This window comes from Rhodococcus sp. 14-1411-2a (genome assembly GCF_002259485.1).
In the GTDB taxonomy this organism is placed as follows: Bacteria; Actinomycetota; Actinomycetes; order Mycobacteriales; family Mycobacteriaceae; genus Rhodococcoides.
Window position 1 is genome coordinate 17,545 of sequence record NZ_NPGA01000020.1, and the last position, 12,103, is coordinate 29,647.

At 62.5% G+C, this 12,103-nt stretch carries 11 protein-coding genes and 1 tRNA gene; 8 read left to right on the forward strand and 4 right to left on the reverse strand.

What is annotated here, in order from left to right; genetic code table 11:
• Positions 1-20: 20 nt before the first annotated feature.
• Both CH291_RS21260 and CH291_RS21265 read left to right on the forward strand, forming a co-directional pair.
• Positions 21-94 (forward strand) — tRNA-Pro (locus CH291_RS21260).
• Between the two features lie 542 nt (positions 95-636).
• The gene (locus CH291_RS21265; RefSeq protein WP_094688578.1) at positions 637-1,059 is read left to right on the forward strand and encodes a phosphate acetyltransferase; all 423 of its coding nucleotides are present in this window, start codon (positions 637-639) and stop codon (positions 1,057-1,059) included.
• A 56-nt stretch (positions 1,060-1,115) separates the two neighbouring features.
• Here CH291_RS21265 and hydA read toward each other — a convergent pair whose 3' ends face one another.
• The 4 genes from hydA to CH291_RS21285 are packed head-to-tail and all read right to left on the reverse strand — an operon-like array spanning position 1,116 to position 5,001.
• Positions 1,116-2,531, reverse strand: coding sequence for a dihydropyrimidinase (gene hydA, locus CH291_RS21270; RefSeq protein ID WP_231893865.1), 1,416 nt, complete (start codon positions 2,529-2,531; stop codon positions 1,116-1,118).
• Entirely contained in the window at positions 2,501-2,887 is a 387-nt protein-coding gene (locus tag CH291_RS21275) for an allophanate hydrolase-related protein (RefSeq protein ID WP_094688579.1), read from the reverse strand. The genes hydA and CH291_RS21275 overlap by 31 nt, the downstream gene beginning before the upstream one ends.
• Positions 2,888-2,900: 13 nt before the next feature.
• Complete coding sequence (locus tag CH291_RS21280) at positions 2,901-4,049, reverse strand: NAD(P)/FAD-dependent oxidoreductase (RefSeq protein ID WP_068051025.1); 1,149 nt, start codon at positions 4,047-4,049, stop codon at positions 2,901-2,903.
• Entirely contained in the window at positions 4,039-5,001 is a 963-nt protein-coding gene (locus CH291_RS21285) for a dihydrodipicolinate synthase family protein (RefSeq protein WP_094688580.1), read from the reverse strand. Before CH291_RS21285 ends, CH291_RS21280 begins: the two co-directional genes overlap by 11 nt.
• 172 nt (positions 5,002-5,173) lie before the next feature.
• On the opposite strand from CH291_RS21285, the gene CH291_RS21290 reads away from it, so the two are divergent.
• The 6 genes from CH291_RS21290 (at position 5,174) to CH291_RS21315 (ending at position 12,078) form a co-directional block, all read left to right on the forward strand.
• Positions 5,174-6,178, forward strand: a complete 1,005-nt coding sequence (locus CH291_RS21290; protein WP_094688866.1) for a LacI family DNA-binding transcriptional regulator — start codon at positions 5,174-5,176, stop codon at positions 6,176-6,178.
• A gap of 228 nt (positions 6,179-6,406) precedes the next feature.
• On the forward strand, positions 6,407-7,267 hold the full coding sequence (locus tag CH291_RS21295) for an ABC transporter substrate-binding protein (RefSeq protein WP_094688581.1): 861 nt from the start codon (positions 6,407-6,409) through the stop codon (positions 7,265-7,267).
• Between the two features lie 30 nt (positions 7,268-7,297).
• Entirely contained in the window at positions 7,298-8,038 is a 741-nt protein-coding gene (locus CH291_RS21300; RefSeq protein ID WP_094688582.1) for an amino acid ABC transporter permease, read from the forward strand.
• The gene (locus tag CH291_RS21305; RefSeq protein ID WP_306437690.1) at positions 8,035-8,823 is read left to right on the forward strand and encodes an amino acid ABC transporter ATP-binding protein; all 789 of its coding nucleotides are present in this window, start codon (positions 8,035-8,037) and stop codon (positions 8,821-8,823) included. Before CH291_RS21300 ends, CH291_RS21305 begins: the two co-directional genes overlap by 4 nt.
• A gap of 132 nt (positions 8,824-8,955) precedes the next feature.
• Positions 8,956-10,947 (forward strand): TerD family protein, encoded by a 1,992-nt coding sequence (locus CH291_RS21310; protein ID WP_094688583.1) that lies wholly within the window; start codon positions 8,956-8,958, stop codon positions 10,945-10,947.
• Positions 10,948-11,034: 87 nt separating this feature from the next.
• Entirely contained in the window at positions 11,035-12,078 is a 1,044-nt protein-coding gene (locus CH291_RS21315) for an ABC transporter substrate-binding protein (RefSeq protein WP_094688584.1), read from the forward strand.
• Positions 12,079-12,103: the final 25 nt, after the last annotated feature.

A 12,103-nucleotide genomic window follows, 5' to 3' on the forward strand; every position in this document is an offset into this window, starting at 1 on the left:
AAGCGCCTTTCGAGGCGCGGCGGGCTGTGGCGCAGCTTGGTAGCGCACTTGACTGGGGGTCAAGTGGTCGCAGGTTCAAATCCTGTCAGCCCGACACATTGCAGGTCGAAGACGGTTTCGGAGTAATCCGGAGCCGTCTTTTTGTCTGCGTTGCCGAGGCGCATCGACGCGTGAACTTCGAGAAATTCCGATGTCGGTGCCCTGTGCGATTCTCGACGGCATGGCGATCTGCATGGCGTGTGAACTGGAAATGCTCGATTCGGTGGGTTGCACGTGACGACCCAGTCGAATACCCAATGGACGGAAAAAGTGCCACGACTGCGCTGGGCCGCCGGGAGCACTTCATCACCCCGGGTGTGACGGTGAGCGGTGCCGATGTGGCCAGATACTCTCGTGCGGCAGCGGATGTGCAGTGGCCGAATGCGAACGTGAAGACGGCCACGACTACGTCGGTGGAAGCTGCAGGTGGTGCGGGCAACCGTTCGGTCAGCTCCGCCTCGTCAGTGGCCCATGACATTGCCGGCAGGCATCTGAACTGTGCAGTCGGTCAGGTCGATCCCCGAGCTGTACAGGTGTCGATATCTTCTCCGTCGGGTGCTGGTTCTAGAGATCACTGCTCTAGGGCATCATGGGCCTATGAGCGATCCCGAATACCTCGCCACTTTGCTTTCTGCGATCGATGGGGAGATCGCGCGAATCTCCGCCGCCGAATCGGGCTCCGACGAATACGCATCGGCGATCGACGATGCCGCCGATGCCGTCTTCCGGTTGCGCGAGAAGGTCAAGGCCGGCTACTCCGGCAAGAAGGCCTATTACCTCGCGGCGTCGACCGATCCGAAGGGGATCAGGGTCGAGGGAATTTCTGCCCTGCACGGCAAGCGTGCCCACGAACTGGTCCGGGACGGCGGGTGGATGCACGCGGATTCCAGCACCGTCCTCGAGGCTCTCGATGACGACCGAATCAGTCGGTATCACGCCATCGCGGGACGTGGGGTCGCACAGACGTTTCGCGACGCACGTGAATACCTGGCGGCGGCAGTAGCTCTCGCCGATAAGTAGTCCGAAGTAGCACCACGTCGAGGCAGCCGAACCCGTCGACGGTAGAAGTCCGGGCCTCACATGCTGAATGCCCCGCTGAAGTCGAGGGGTGCCGCTTCGAGATGTCGGCCGCGGGGAGTGGCGTCGACGAGTTCGCCGTCGTGGACGACAATCTCGCCGCCCACGATCACGGTGACCGGCTTTCCTCGAAGTCGGTGTCCCTCGTAGGGGGTGTAGTCGGTCGCCATGTGCTGTGTTTCGGTGGTCACCGTCCATTCCAGTTCGGGATCCCAGATGGCGATGTCGGCGTCGGACCCCGGCATCAGTGATCCCTTGCGGGGATACAAGCCGTTGGTGCGCGCTGGATTCGACGAGGTCAACTCCACGAATCTGCTTGCAGTCAGACCCAATCCGTCCACATAGTGCGAGTAGATCACCGGAAGACGCGTCTCGACTCCGGGCAGTCCGTTGGGCATGTGCCGCACGTCGTGGCTGTGCACCTGCTTCTGTGCGGTGTCGTAGCAGCAATGGTCGGAACCGATGGTGGTGATGTGCCCGGTGAACAGGTGTCGCCCGAGTTCCTCGACCACCTCGGCCGAGCGCAGCGGTGGGCAGCAGACAAATCGTTCGGGTTGTTCACCCTCGTAGGCCGAGTCGTCGAGGATCAGATGGTGGGCGACCGATTCGGTGAAGGCGACGAGCCCTCGCTTACGAGCGTCCGCGACCAGTTCGACGGCAGCCGGAGTCGACTGATGCACGAAATAGACCGGCGCATTCTGTGATTCGGCGATCGCGAGAATGGCGGCGACCGAGGCAGTCTCGGCGAGCTCCGGCCGCGTCTGCGACATGTGTGCGGCATCGACTCCGTCCGATACGGCTGCGAGGTTCTGCGCGTCGGTGACGATCGCGTCGGACTCGCAGTGGATGATGACCATTCCGCCGAGATCGCGAGTGGCCTGCATCGTGTTGAGGATGGTGTGTTCGTTCGCCATCGTCTCACCGGCGTAGGTGGTGAACATCTTGACCGTCCGAATACCGCCGTCTGCCAGTGTTTTCAGTTGGTCGGCGGTGGTGTCGGTCCACTCGACGACGCAGGCGTGCAGAGCCGAATCGCACAGTCCGCTCGACGCTTTCGCTCGCTGCACCTCGGCAGCGTTGAGCGGCTGTTGACCGGGACGCGGGATAGCGAAGTCGATGATCGTGGTGGTGCCGCCGAAGACGGCCGCCGTCGTGCACTCCAGGTACGAGTCGAGAGAGGTGAATTCGCCGGAGGTGAACCCGACGTGGCAGTGCGGATCGACTCCACCCGGCATGACCAGTTTCCCGGTTGCGTCGATGACCTCCGCTGCCGCGTCGACCTCGCTCCCTGGGTTGAGCACCGCAACGACTCTGCCGTCGTCGATGAGCAGATCTGCCGCAGCGGCCCAATGGGATTCGACGATCGTTCCGCCGCGCACGACCTTCATCGTGTGCTCGCGAGGTAGGTCAGCCATCCTCCGCGATCACTGATGTCGGTGACGCCCGTGGCCGTCAGATAGCTCTCACGCATGCGCATCGACAGGGAGCCCGAGCCGTCGGCCAACTCGATGACGCCGAGTTCGAGTTCCTTCGGTTCCCTGGGAAGGAGCTCGTCGCGTAGTACGTCGTACTCGACCTCGTACAGCTCGCCCGGTACCACGAATCCATCGGTAGGGACCGGGTGCAAACCGGGGAATTCGTCGCGCACGGAGAAGAAGCGGTATTTCGGGGCGGTGTCGACTTTCCCGACCAATCGCGCCTTGTGCAATGCGTCGTTCAGGGTGCCGCCGGACATCGCTTGTCCGTTGACGAACATCGTGACCAGTGCCATGTGAAGCCCTCTTTCAGTGAGTGTGAAGACGGACGAGACGGTCCGGGGAGAACGCGGATACGTCGACCTCGGGTTCGGTGCCTCGCGCCAGGGCCGAGAGAACCTGCCCCCACAGTGGCGCGAAGGTGAAGGAGTAGGTGCCGCCGGCCACGAAGAGGCCTGGGGCTGCGGCGAGTTCGCCGATGACCGGCATCTCGTCGGGGGTGGTGACCACGGGGCCGGTCCAGGTATCGAGTAGCGCATTCCGGGCGAGCGCAGGCAGAAGCCGTCGAACCTGCTCCAGATTTCCTGTGGTGCTGTCGGATCTGCTCGGGGCCGTCTCGCTGTCGTGGAACGCACCTGCTGGCCAACCGCCGCCGAGGACGAGGCGTCCCGTTCGGTCCTGTTTGATCGACATTCCCTCACCGACGTGTTGCACCAGCACTTCGAGTGTCAGAGGTGCGGCATCGAGCGAGTGCATCTGCAACGAGGTCGGGACGAGATCGAGCGATACCCCCGCCATAGCCGCGATCGGAGCCATCCACGGACCTGCAACGTCCATCACTACGGGTGCAATCCACGTTCCACCGTTGGTGCTCACTGTCCAGACATCACCGTCGCGGGCCAATCCGGTGACCGGTGTCGACGGATGTACAGACGCTCCTTCGGCCACGGCCTGACGTAACAGGGCAGGACCGGCGAGGTCGGGTTCTGCGAATCCGTCCCACGGACACCAGGTTGCGGCCTGAACGCTCGGGCCGAGCAGCGGTAGCGCCTGTCGAGCCTCGTCGCCGCTCAGTACCTCCGTCGGGATCCCCGCAGCTCGTTCCCATCGGTGCTTCGCGATGAGGGCGTGGACCTGCTCCTCGGTTTCGGCCACCATGAACCCGCCGCACCGGTTCAGCCCGAGACCGGGCACCGTCTCGTCCAGTGTGTTCCACAGCGAGCTCGTCGATTTCTGCAGTGGAAGCAGCTGTTCTACATCGACGGCTGTGCCCTGCCCGGGCCTGCGCGTATGGATGGTCTGGATGTGCAGGTTGCCTGCAGTCGTACCGGAGCCGGCGGTGTTGGGTAGGGTGCGATCGAGCACAGCAACGCGGGATCCCGCGCGGGTGAGGGCGAGAGCCGTTGCTGCACCGACGATTCCGGCTCCGATGACAACGACGTCGACCTCAGACCGCATGAACGGCTCCTACGGTCGCGTAGGCATCGTCGATACCCGATTCGACGATGACCGATTGCAGGGCGGCAAGCGTGTCGGCGTCGGTGACCGGCAGTAACGGTTCGCGCACGGTGCCTCCCGGCTGGCCGAGAAGGTTCATCACGGCCTTCAGTTGGGGGATGGGGGAGGCGTACACGCCGCTGTAGTCCGAGGCGATGAGCCGGCCCGAGAACGCGCGATAACGATCGACCCACATGCGTGCGGTGTCGGCGTCACGTGCAGCGACGGCCTCGTAGAACGGCACCGCGAAGGGAGCGCCTACCCCGCCGCCGTCGATGTTGCCGTCCCCGCCCAGTTCGAGCAGCGTGGCAAGGCCGCGTCGATGCAGGAAACTCCCGAATACACGGACGCGATCGGACACGGCCTCGACGGTATCGAGCATGGCGAGCCAATCACCGGTGCTGTCTTTGATCGCGACGACGTTCTCCAGGTCGGCCAGTCGAGAGAACAGGTCGGGTGAGGTCCCCATGTCGACCGCAACGCCTCGTGGCCAGTTGTAGGCCATGAACGGCAACGATGTTGCGGTGCTGACGCTTCGGTAGTACTGATAGGTCTCTTCCGCCGAGGTGTGTACGTAGGGCGGAGGCGTCGCCAGTATGCCGTCCGCGCCGGCGGAAGCAGCGTGCTTCGCGAGCGCGGAGGACTGCGCAGCTGTGTACGCACTGACACCGATCACAACAGGGAAGCGGCCTGCGACTGCATCGATCGACGCTTCCGCGACGGTCTTTCGTTCGTGGTCGCTCTGGCTGAACCATTCGCCTGTGCTGCCGTTCACGAGCACACCGTGAACACCCGTCTGCGCGTAGAGATTCATCAAGTCGAAAATTGCCTCGGTGTCGACGTCACCCGACTGCGTGAACGGTGTGGGGGCAGCGGGCCAGTAACCGGACCACGCGACATCATCGCGATTCATGGGAGTGCCTTTCGGGCTCGGGACGATCGACGACGCGTCGTACCCGCATTTGTGGGATCGATTGCATAGACTGCCTTCGGGGTGGTCGAGTCGTCAAGCCGGAAACGTACTTGTAACGCGACCACGGTCGAATATGTTTGTCCGAGGCGTGAAGCAAGAGAACGGAGAACCGATGGCGGTCACCTTGATCGACGTTGCGAGCGCTGCTGGGGTTTCGCGCAGCACGGCATCACGCGCATTGAGTGGATCGTCACTGATCTCCGCGGAGACACGGGCAGCGGTCGAGGATGCGGCTCGGGTTCTCGGATATCGGCCGAACAGGGCTGCGAGTGCGCTGCGCTCGAACAGATCGCACTTGATCGGTCTGGTCATGAACAACCTGCTCAACGCGACCTTTCACACCGTCGCCGAGGTGGTCCAGAAGAGAGCGGCAGCCAGCGGATTTCAAGTCCTGCTCTGCATCACCGATGCCGATCCGGCGCGTGAGAACGACGTCCTGGCCATGCTCGGCGAGCACGGCGTGGACGGCACGATCGTGATCGGCAGCGGTCGAAGTGCGGCGGCGTCGAATGCGCTTCTGGAACAGGGCCGCGCGGTGGTCAACCTGATCCGTTCGGTCAAGGGGAGTTCGGCGTCGACGGTGCTGGCAGACGACGTCACGGGTGCTCGCGACGCGACGGCGCACCTGGTCGAGCTCGGGCACAGTCGGATCGGCTACATCGGTGGAAACGAGGATGCGACGTCCGGGCGTGAGCGCTACGAGGGCTATCGACTGGCGTTGGCCGACGCAGGTATTCCGGTCGACGAGACGATCGTCCGAAAAGGGCCGTTCACCACCGAATTCGGTGCCGAAGCGATCAACTCGCTACTGGATGCACCCCAGGCGATGACTGCTCTGTACGCAGCCAATCACGAGGCTGTCTTCGGCATCCTGCCCACGCTCGTCGGCAGGGGTGTCTCGGTGCCGGACGAGTTGTCGCTGATCTGCCACGAGGACATGCCGTGGCTCGCGATGTGGCAGCCGGCAATCACAGTCGTCGACAACGGCGCGGCCCAATTGGCCAACGTGGCCATGGACCTGTTGTTCCAGCAGATCAAGGACTCGGTCGAACCCGACGGGCGTACGTATCGAATCGGCGCTCGTCTGGTGGAGCGGGCGTCGTGTGCCGAACTGTGATCGACGTTCTCGGATCGCAGGAATGAGGAGCGCGATCACGTGCGAACGGTTAACAGTTGATGTACCGCGTGTCGGCAGTGTTAACCGCGTTGACGCCTCCGAATTCGTCTGCGACGCTTGATGCAATCGATCCCAAAGGATCGACTCTTCTCGAACCACTCCATCATCGTCGCTGCCGCCCCGTCCTCGAACGTGTAGTGCTGCAGTCGATATCGAAAGGCTCGCTCAATGCGCAAGTTAACAGGACTCGCCGCTATCGCTGTTGTGGTGGCCGGCCTCACTGCCTGTAGTTCCTCGGACGATTCCGCGGCCGCGCCGACGGATTGCACACCCACGCTCGGTGCTTCGGACCTCGCCGAAGAAGGCGTACTGACGATGGCCACCAACGCGACTCTTCCGCCGATGCAGTACGTCGATCCGAACGGCGACGTGATCGGCATGCGCGTCGACCTCGGTAAGGAGATCGCCAAGCGCCTGTGTCTGACGCCGAAGTTCGTCAACATCGAGTTCGAGGCACAGATTCCCGGTGTGCAGGCCGGCCGCTGGGACATGATCGACACCGGCATGTTCTACACGCCCGCACGGGCCGAGACCATCGATCTCGTTCCGTACGAGGTGCAGGCAGTCTCGATCTCGGTGCCCTCGGGCAACCCCGAATCGATCTCGAGCTTGGACGATCTGGCGGGCAAGACCATCGGGGTCGAAGCGCCCGGATACGAGTTCGACACGTTGACCGCCATGGCCGAGGAATTTGCAGCCGAAGGAAAGCCGGCGCTGACGGTGCAGACGTTCAAGACCAATGCCGATGCCTATCAAGCGCTTTCGGCGGGACAGCTCGACGGCACCTCCATCGTCGAGTCGGTCACGTCGTTCTACCAGGAAGACGGACGCTTCGAGACAGCCGTCGGTGGAATCAACGAGGCACCCCTTGCCATGGGATTCGCCAAGGGCAGCAAATCGTCCGCTGAGGTGGCGCGTGTGCTCTCGGAGATGAGGAGCGATGGTTATCTGCCCGATCTGTTCGAGCAGTACGACGTCACCGGATACGAGGGCGATATCGCCGTCAGCACCGGTCCTCTCGACAGCTGATCCGACCAACGCAAGTCGAAAGGCACCCCCATGTGGTCCTGGGACGCATTCTTCTCCATCCTGACGAGCACCCAGCTGCTCGAAGGCGCATGGGTCACTATCTGGCTCACCGTAGTCAGCATGATTTTCGGACTCGCTCTCGCAGTGGTGGTGGCCTCCGCGCGATCGTCCAAGCTCGTACCCCTGCGGATAGTCGCCGGGTTCTACGTGTGGCTGATGCGCGGCACGCCTCTACTGGTGCAGTTGGTGATCATCTACACCGGACTGCCTCAGGTCGGCATCAAACTGGGCGTGATCGAGGCGGCACTCGTCGGCCTGGTTCTCAACGAAGCCGCATACCTGTCGGAAATAGTGCGTTCCGGATTGCTGTCGGTTCCCACCGGACAAACGGAAGCGGCACGGGCCCTCGGTATGTCACCCACGAAGGTCTTCCGCGTGGTGGTTCTCCCTCAGGCACTGCGGGTGATGATTCCTCCACTCGGCAACAGCTTCAACGGGCTGCTCAAGACCACAACGCTGGTGTCGGTCATCTCAGTACAGGAGTTGCTGCGACGGACACAGTTCTTGGTGCAGGTGAATTTTCGAGTGCTGGAGGGGCTCTGCGCGGCAGCGTTGTACTTCCTGGTGCTGACAACTCTGTGGGGGTTGATTCAGAAGATGATCGAAGTACGAGTAGGACGTGGATACGACCGCAATTACCGCCGTAAGGGCGGCCCGTCGAGTCCGAAGCTCGACGACAGCGCGATGAAAGCCGAGGCTGTGAACCGATGACGAGTGCGACGTCTGCGACCACGAAGGCCACGACGATGGTCGAGGTCAGGAATATGACGAAGGCCTACAACGATCTCGTCGTCCTCGACGACATCGATTTCACGGTGGACAAAGGGGAAGTGGTCCTGCTCCTCGGGCCGTCGGGAAGTGGAAAGAGCACCCTGCTGCGCACGCTCAACTGCCTCGAGACGATCGAATCCGGGACCGTCCGAGTGTGCGGCGAGATGATGGGCTTCTCGGAAGGCGCCAAGCGAACGCCGCTGTCGGAGGCGCAGATCGCCAAGCAGCGGCACCACACAGGAATGGTGTTCCAGAGCTTCAACCTGTTTCCGATGATGACGGCGCTGGATAACGTCGCATCGGGTCCACGTCATGTCCTCGGTACGCAGAAGGACAAGGCGCGCAGGCAAGCTCAGGAACTGCTCGACCTCGTCGGCCTGTCGGACAAGGGGGAGAACTACCCGTCACAACTGTCCGGTGGTCAGCAGCAACGCGTGGCGATCGCCCGAGCGTTGGCGATGAAGCCCGAAGTGATGCTGTTCGACGAGCCCACGTCAGCCCTCGATCCCGAGATGGTCAACGAGGTCCTCGACGTCATGCTTCGACTGCGCGACGAGGGCATGACGATGGTGGTGGTCAGCCACGAAATGGGCTTCGCGAAAGCGGCCGCAGACAGGGTCGTCTTCATGAGCGACGGGAAGATCGTGGAAGAGGCACCTCCCGGTGAGTTCTTCGACAATCCCAAAAGCGCTCGTACACAACAATTCTTGAGTCGTATTCTCTGACGGGCGTAAGTGGCACCGACCATGCGTGCCGTAGGTCGAATGAATGAATGTCGAGCGAGGACGACTCACATTGCCACCCGGTGCATAGGGTGAGCAGTCGGAGTCCGTTTTGTCCGACAGGAGCGTGTCAGCGTGAGTTCACCCATCCTCGCCAAGGGCCAGAACATTTCCCTGCCGGACGAGGTGACCGAGCTGGATGTCATCGTGTCGTGGGTCGATCCGGAGCGAGATCTCGATGCGTCTGCGCTGCTGGTGAATTCGAGCGGGCACGTTCGGTCCGACGCAGACTTCGTCTTCTACAACCAGCCGGAGTCCGAGGACGCGACCGTACGATACCGCGGGAGCAGTAGCACCGACGAAGGCAAACAGGAACGAGTGTCGATTCACCTCGATTCTCTCGCAGCCGAAGTCGACAAGGTGGTCATCGCGGGTAGCTCCGACGACGTTCCGTTGGGTGAGTTCGGGAAACTGTCGATGCAGGTGCGGGATCAAACCGGTTCTGTGCTCGGGGAGTTCCTCACCGCCGATGCGTCGTCGGAACGTGCGTTGGTGTTCGGCGAGGTGTATCGGCGGAACGGCGCATGGAAACTGCGGGCGGTCGGACAGGGCTGGGAAACCGGTCTCGGCGGTCTTGCGCAGGACTTCGGAGTCGACGTCGACGACAGCGAGCCCGAAACCTCGGAGAACGACGTGGTCGTGGTCGAGGTCGCTGACTCGCATGTTCAGGCCGTGGACACGACCGGTGAGATCGTCGACGTCTCGGTCGTCGATGTCGAACTGCCGAAACGTGGCGTTCGCACCAAGAAGCCCATTGCCAAGAAGGTCACGCCGCCTCGGTTCACCCTGGCCGGAGGAGAATCGTGGCAGACGGCTCGCCTGTTCTCTGTTTCCGGTGTCGGATCCGGTGAGGAGCAGGAGAAGAGGGCCACCTCGGCACTGATCGCGACGATGCAGGCGGTTCGTCCGTTCGCTCGCGCAATCTGCGCACATGCCGGAGCGCCATCCGGTCCCTTCGAGGGCTATCTCGAAGTGCAGTTCGCCAAGGGCGAGGGCAAAGTCATCCCCGACGGTGTGTTCCGGGTATCGCGCGCGGGCCAAGTGTGGACCGCGTTGCTGGAAGTGAAGACCGGCACCGGCAAGCTGCAGAAAGAGCAGCTCGAGAATTACCTCGATGTCGCGAAGAGGCACAGGTACGAGACCGTTCTGAGTTTGTCCAACGACATACCTGCCTCCGCCGGTGAGCTTCCGGTCCAGGTGAACAAGACCAAGCTGAACAAGGTATCGCTGCGGCATATTTCATGGTCCGAGGTCATTCACGAGGCTCGCATGTTGTTGTCACACGGCGACCTTGCCGATTCTCTTCAGGTATGGATTCTGAGCGAATTCGTCCGGTACCTGACGCACCCTAAGTCCGGCGCGACGGAGTTCGTCGACATGGGTCGCCATTGGGTGGCAGTTCGTGACTCCGTCACCGCCGGAACCCTCCGCGCGAGTGATGTCAAAGCGTTGTCGGTCGCGAACACGTGGGCGTCGCTGTCCAGGCACCTGGCCCTGCGGATGACCGCCGATCTCGGCGTTCCGGTGAAGCACCACCTCCCGAGGAAATTCAGCGGAGATCCCCAGGCGCGCAACGAGTACATCGTCGAGCAGCTCGTTGTCTCCGGGTGTCTCTCGGCCACATTGCGCATTCCGGATGCCGCCGGAGATGTCACTGTCGAAGCGGATATGCGTACCAACAAGATTCAGTGCAGTACCGCAGTCGACGCGCCGACCGACGGAACCGCGCTCCGGCGAGCGTCGTGGCTACTCAAGCAACTGAAGAACGCTCCCGCCGATATCTTGGTCGAAGCCGTGTTCGCAGACGCAAGCGAAATATCGTGCGAGAACCTGGCGACCGTGCGAGCGGATGCCAAATCGTTGACCGCAGGCCGATCCAGCGAATTGCAGTATTTCACGCTGACGTCACCGACCAAGATGGGCAGCAAGCGCTCGGGATCCGCGGCCAGCTTCATCGGTAGCGTGACCGATGGTCTAGACGCCTTCTATCGCGATGTCGTTCAACCTCTGAAGCCATGGGTCCCGTCGGCACCGGGAACGTCCTCGGTCGACACCGTGGTCGACTGACCGGACCAACCACACCGAACCCCCGTCGTGTTGGTTAGTCTATCCCAACATAGGCAACGTTTGCCTAACTTGGATGATGGGGAAAGAATGCGGACCTTCAGAATTTCAACGACTCGAACGCGGGGATCTCGGCGCACACTGGCGGCGACATTCGCAGTGCTCTCGATGGTGGGCGTCACCGCGTTGAGCGGATGTTCCTCTTCGGACAACGAGCCGGGGGAGTCGAACACGACCACTTCGGAGTCCGGCTTCAGCTACATGGACGGCCGCGGCGAAACCGTCGAACTCGACGCGGTGCCGTCACGCATCGTGGCCAGCGAACAGGCTGCCGCAGCGTTGATCCCGCTGGGCATCAAGCCGGTCGGCATCTGGGGAGGAAGCTCCTTCGAGTCGTCGATCCCGCTGCGCGGACTCGATCTCGACGGCATCGAAAGCGTGGGACAGGCATACGGCGACATCGACGTCGAACAGGTCGCGGCCCTCGATCCCGATGTGCTCATCACCGGCTGGTACGCCGGGGACGCCTACGGCGGCCTCGGTCTGGAAACATCCGACCTCGCCAACCAACTCGAGCAGGTCGCACCGTTCCTTGCTGTCTCCGCGCAGAAGCCCTCCTCCGAGACCCTGAAGGACTACGAGACACTGGCCACCGAACTCGGTGCCGACGTCGATACCGACGCGAACCGGGCCGACCGTGAGGCCTACGACTCCGCTGTCGCCGACCTGAAGGAAGCAATTGCTGCCAAGCCGGGTCTGACCGCGATGGCCATCTCCCCGTCGGACCAGTACTACGTCGCGATCAACGACGAGTTCCCCGAACTGCGTGACTACCAGAACTGGGGTCTGACGCTTCTCGAGTCCGACGTTCCCCGCGCCGCCGACTCGGGATCCTTCACGCCCGTGAGTTGGGAGAATGTCGGCCAGTATCAGCCGAATCTCATTCTGCTGGACACTCGTTCGTACTCGACCCCGCTGGCCGAACTGGAAGCCGACCGTCCGACCTGGGCCCTGGTGAAGGCTGCGGAGGCCGGAAACATCGCCGACTGGACCACCGACGCGACCAACAACTACGCGAGCTACACCGCGCAGATCGTCGACCTGACGGCGGCGATCGACAAGACGACCGTCTAGATCCACCACTTCGGATCGAAATCCG

Excerpts from the sequence above, each read along its gene's own strand:
- CH291_RS21280 (WP_068051025.1), bottom strand. The coding sequence starts at position 4,049 with ATGCGGTCTGAGGTCGACGTCGTTGTCATCGGAGCCGGAATCGTCGGT.
- hydA (WP_231893865.1), bottom strand. The coding sequence starts at position 2,531 with ATGGCTGACCTACCTCGCGAGCACACGATGAAGGTCGTGCGCGGCGGA.
- CH291_RS21275 (WP_094688579.1), bottom strand. The coding sequence starts at position 2,887 with ATGGCACTGGTCACGATGTTCGTCAACGGACAAGCGATGTCCGGCGGC.
- CH291_RS21285 (WP_094688580.1), bottom strand. The coding sequence starts at position 5,001 with ATGAATCGCGATGATGTCGCGTGGTCCGGTTACTGGCCCGCTGCCCCC.
- CH291_RS21265 (WP_094688578.1), top strand. The coding sequence starts at position 637 with ATGAGCGATCCCGAATACCTCGCCACTTTGCTTTCTGCGATCGATGGG.
- CH291_RS21295 (WP_094688581.1), top strand. The coding sequence starts at position 6,407 with ATGCGCAAGTTAACAGGACTCGCCGCTATCGCTGTTGTGGTGGCCGGC.
- CH291_RS21300 (WP_094688582.1), top strand. The coding sequence starts at position 7,298 with ATGTGGTCCTGGGACGCATTCTTCTCCATCCTGACGAGCACCCAGCTG.
- CH291_RS21290 (WP_094688866.1), top strand. The coding sequence starts at position 5,174 with ATGGCGGTCACCTTGATCGACGTTGCGAGCGCTGCTGGGGTTTCGCGC.
- CH291_RS21305 (WP_306437690.1), top strand. The coding sequence starts at position 8,035 with ATGACGAGTGCGACGTCTGCGACCACGAAGGCCACGACGATGGTCGAG.
- CH291_RS21315 (WP_094688584.1), top strand. The coding sequence starts at position 11,035 with ATGCGGACCTTCAGAATTTCAACGACTCGAACGCGGGGATCTCGGCGC.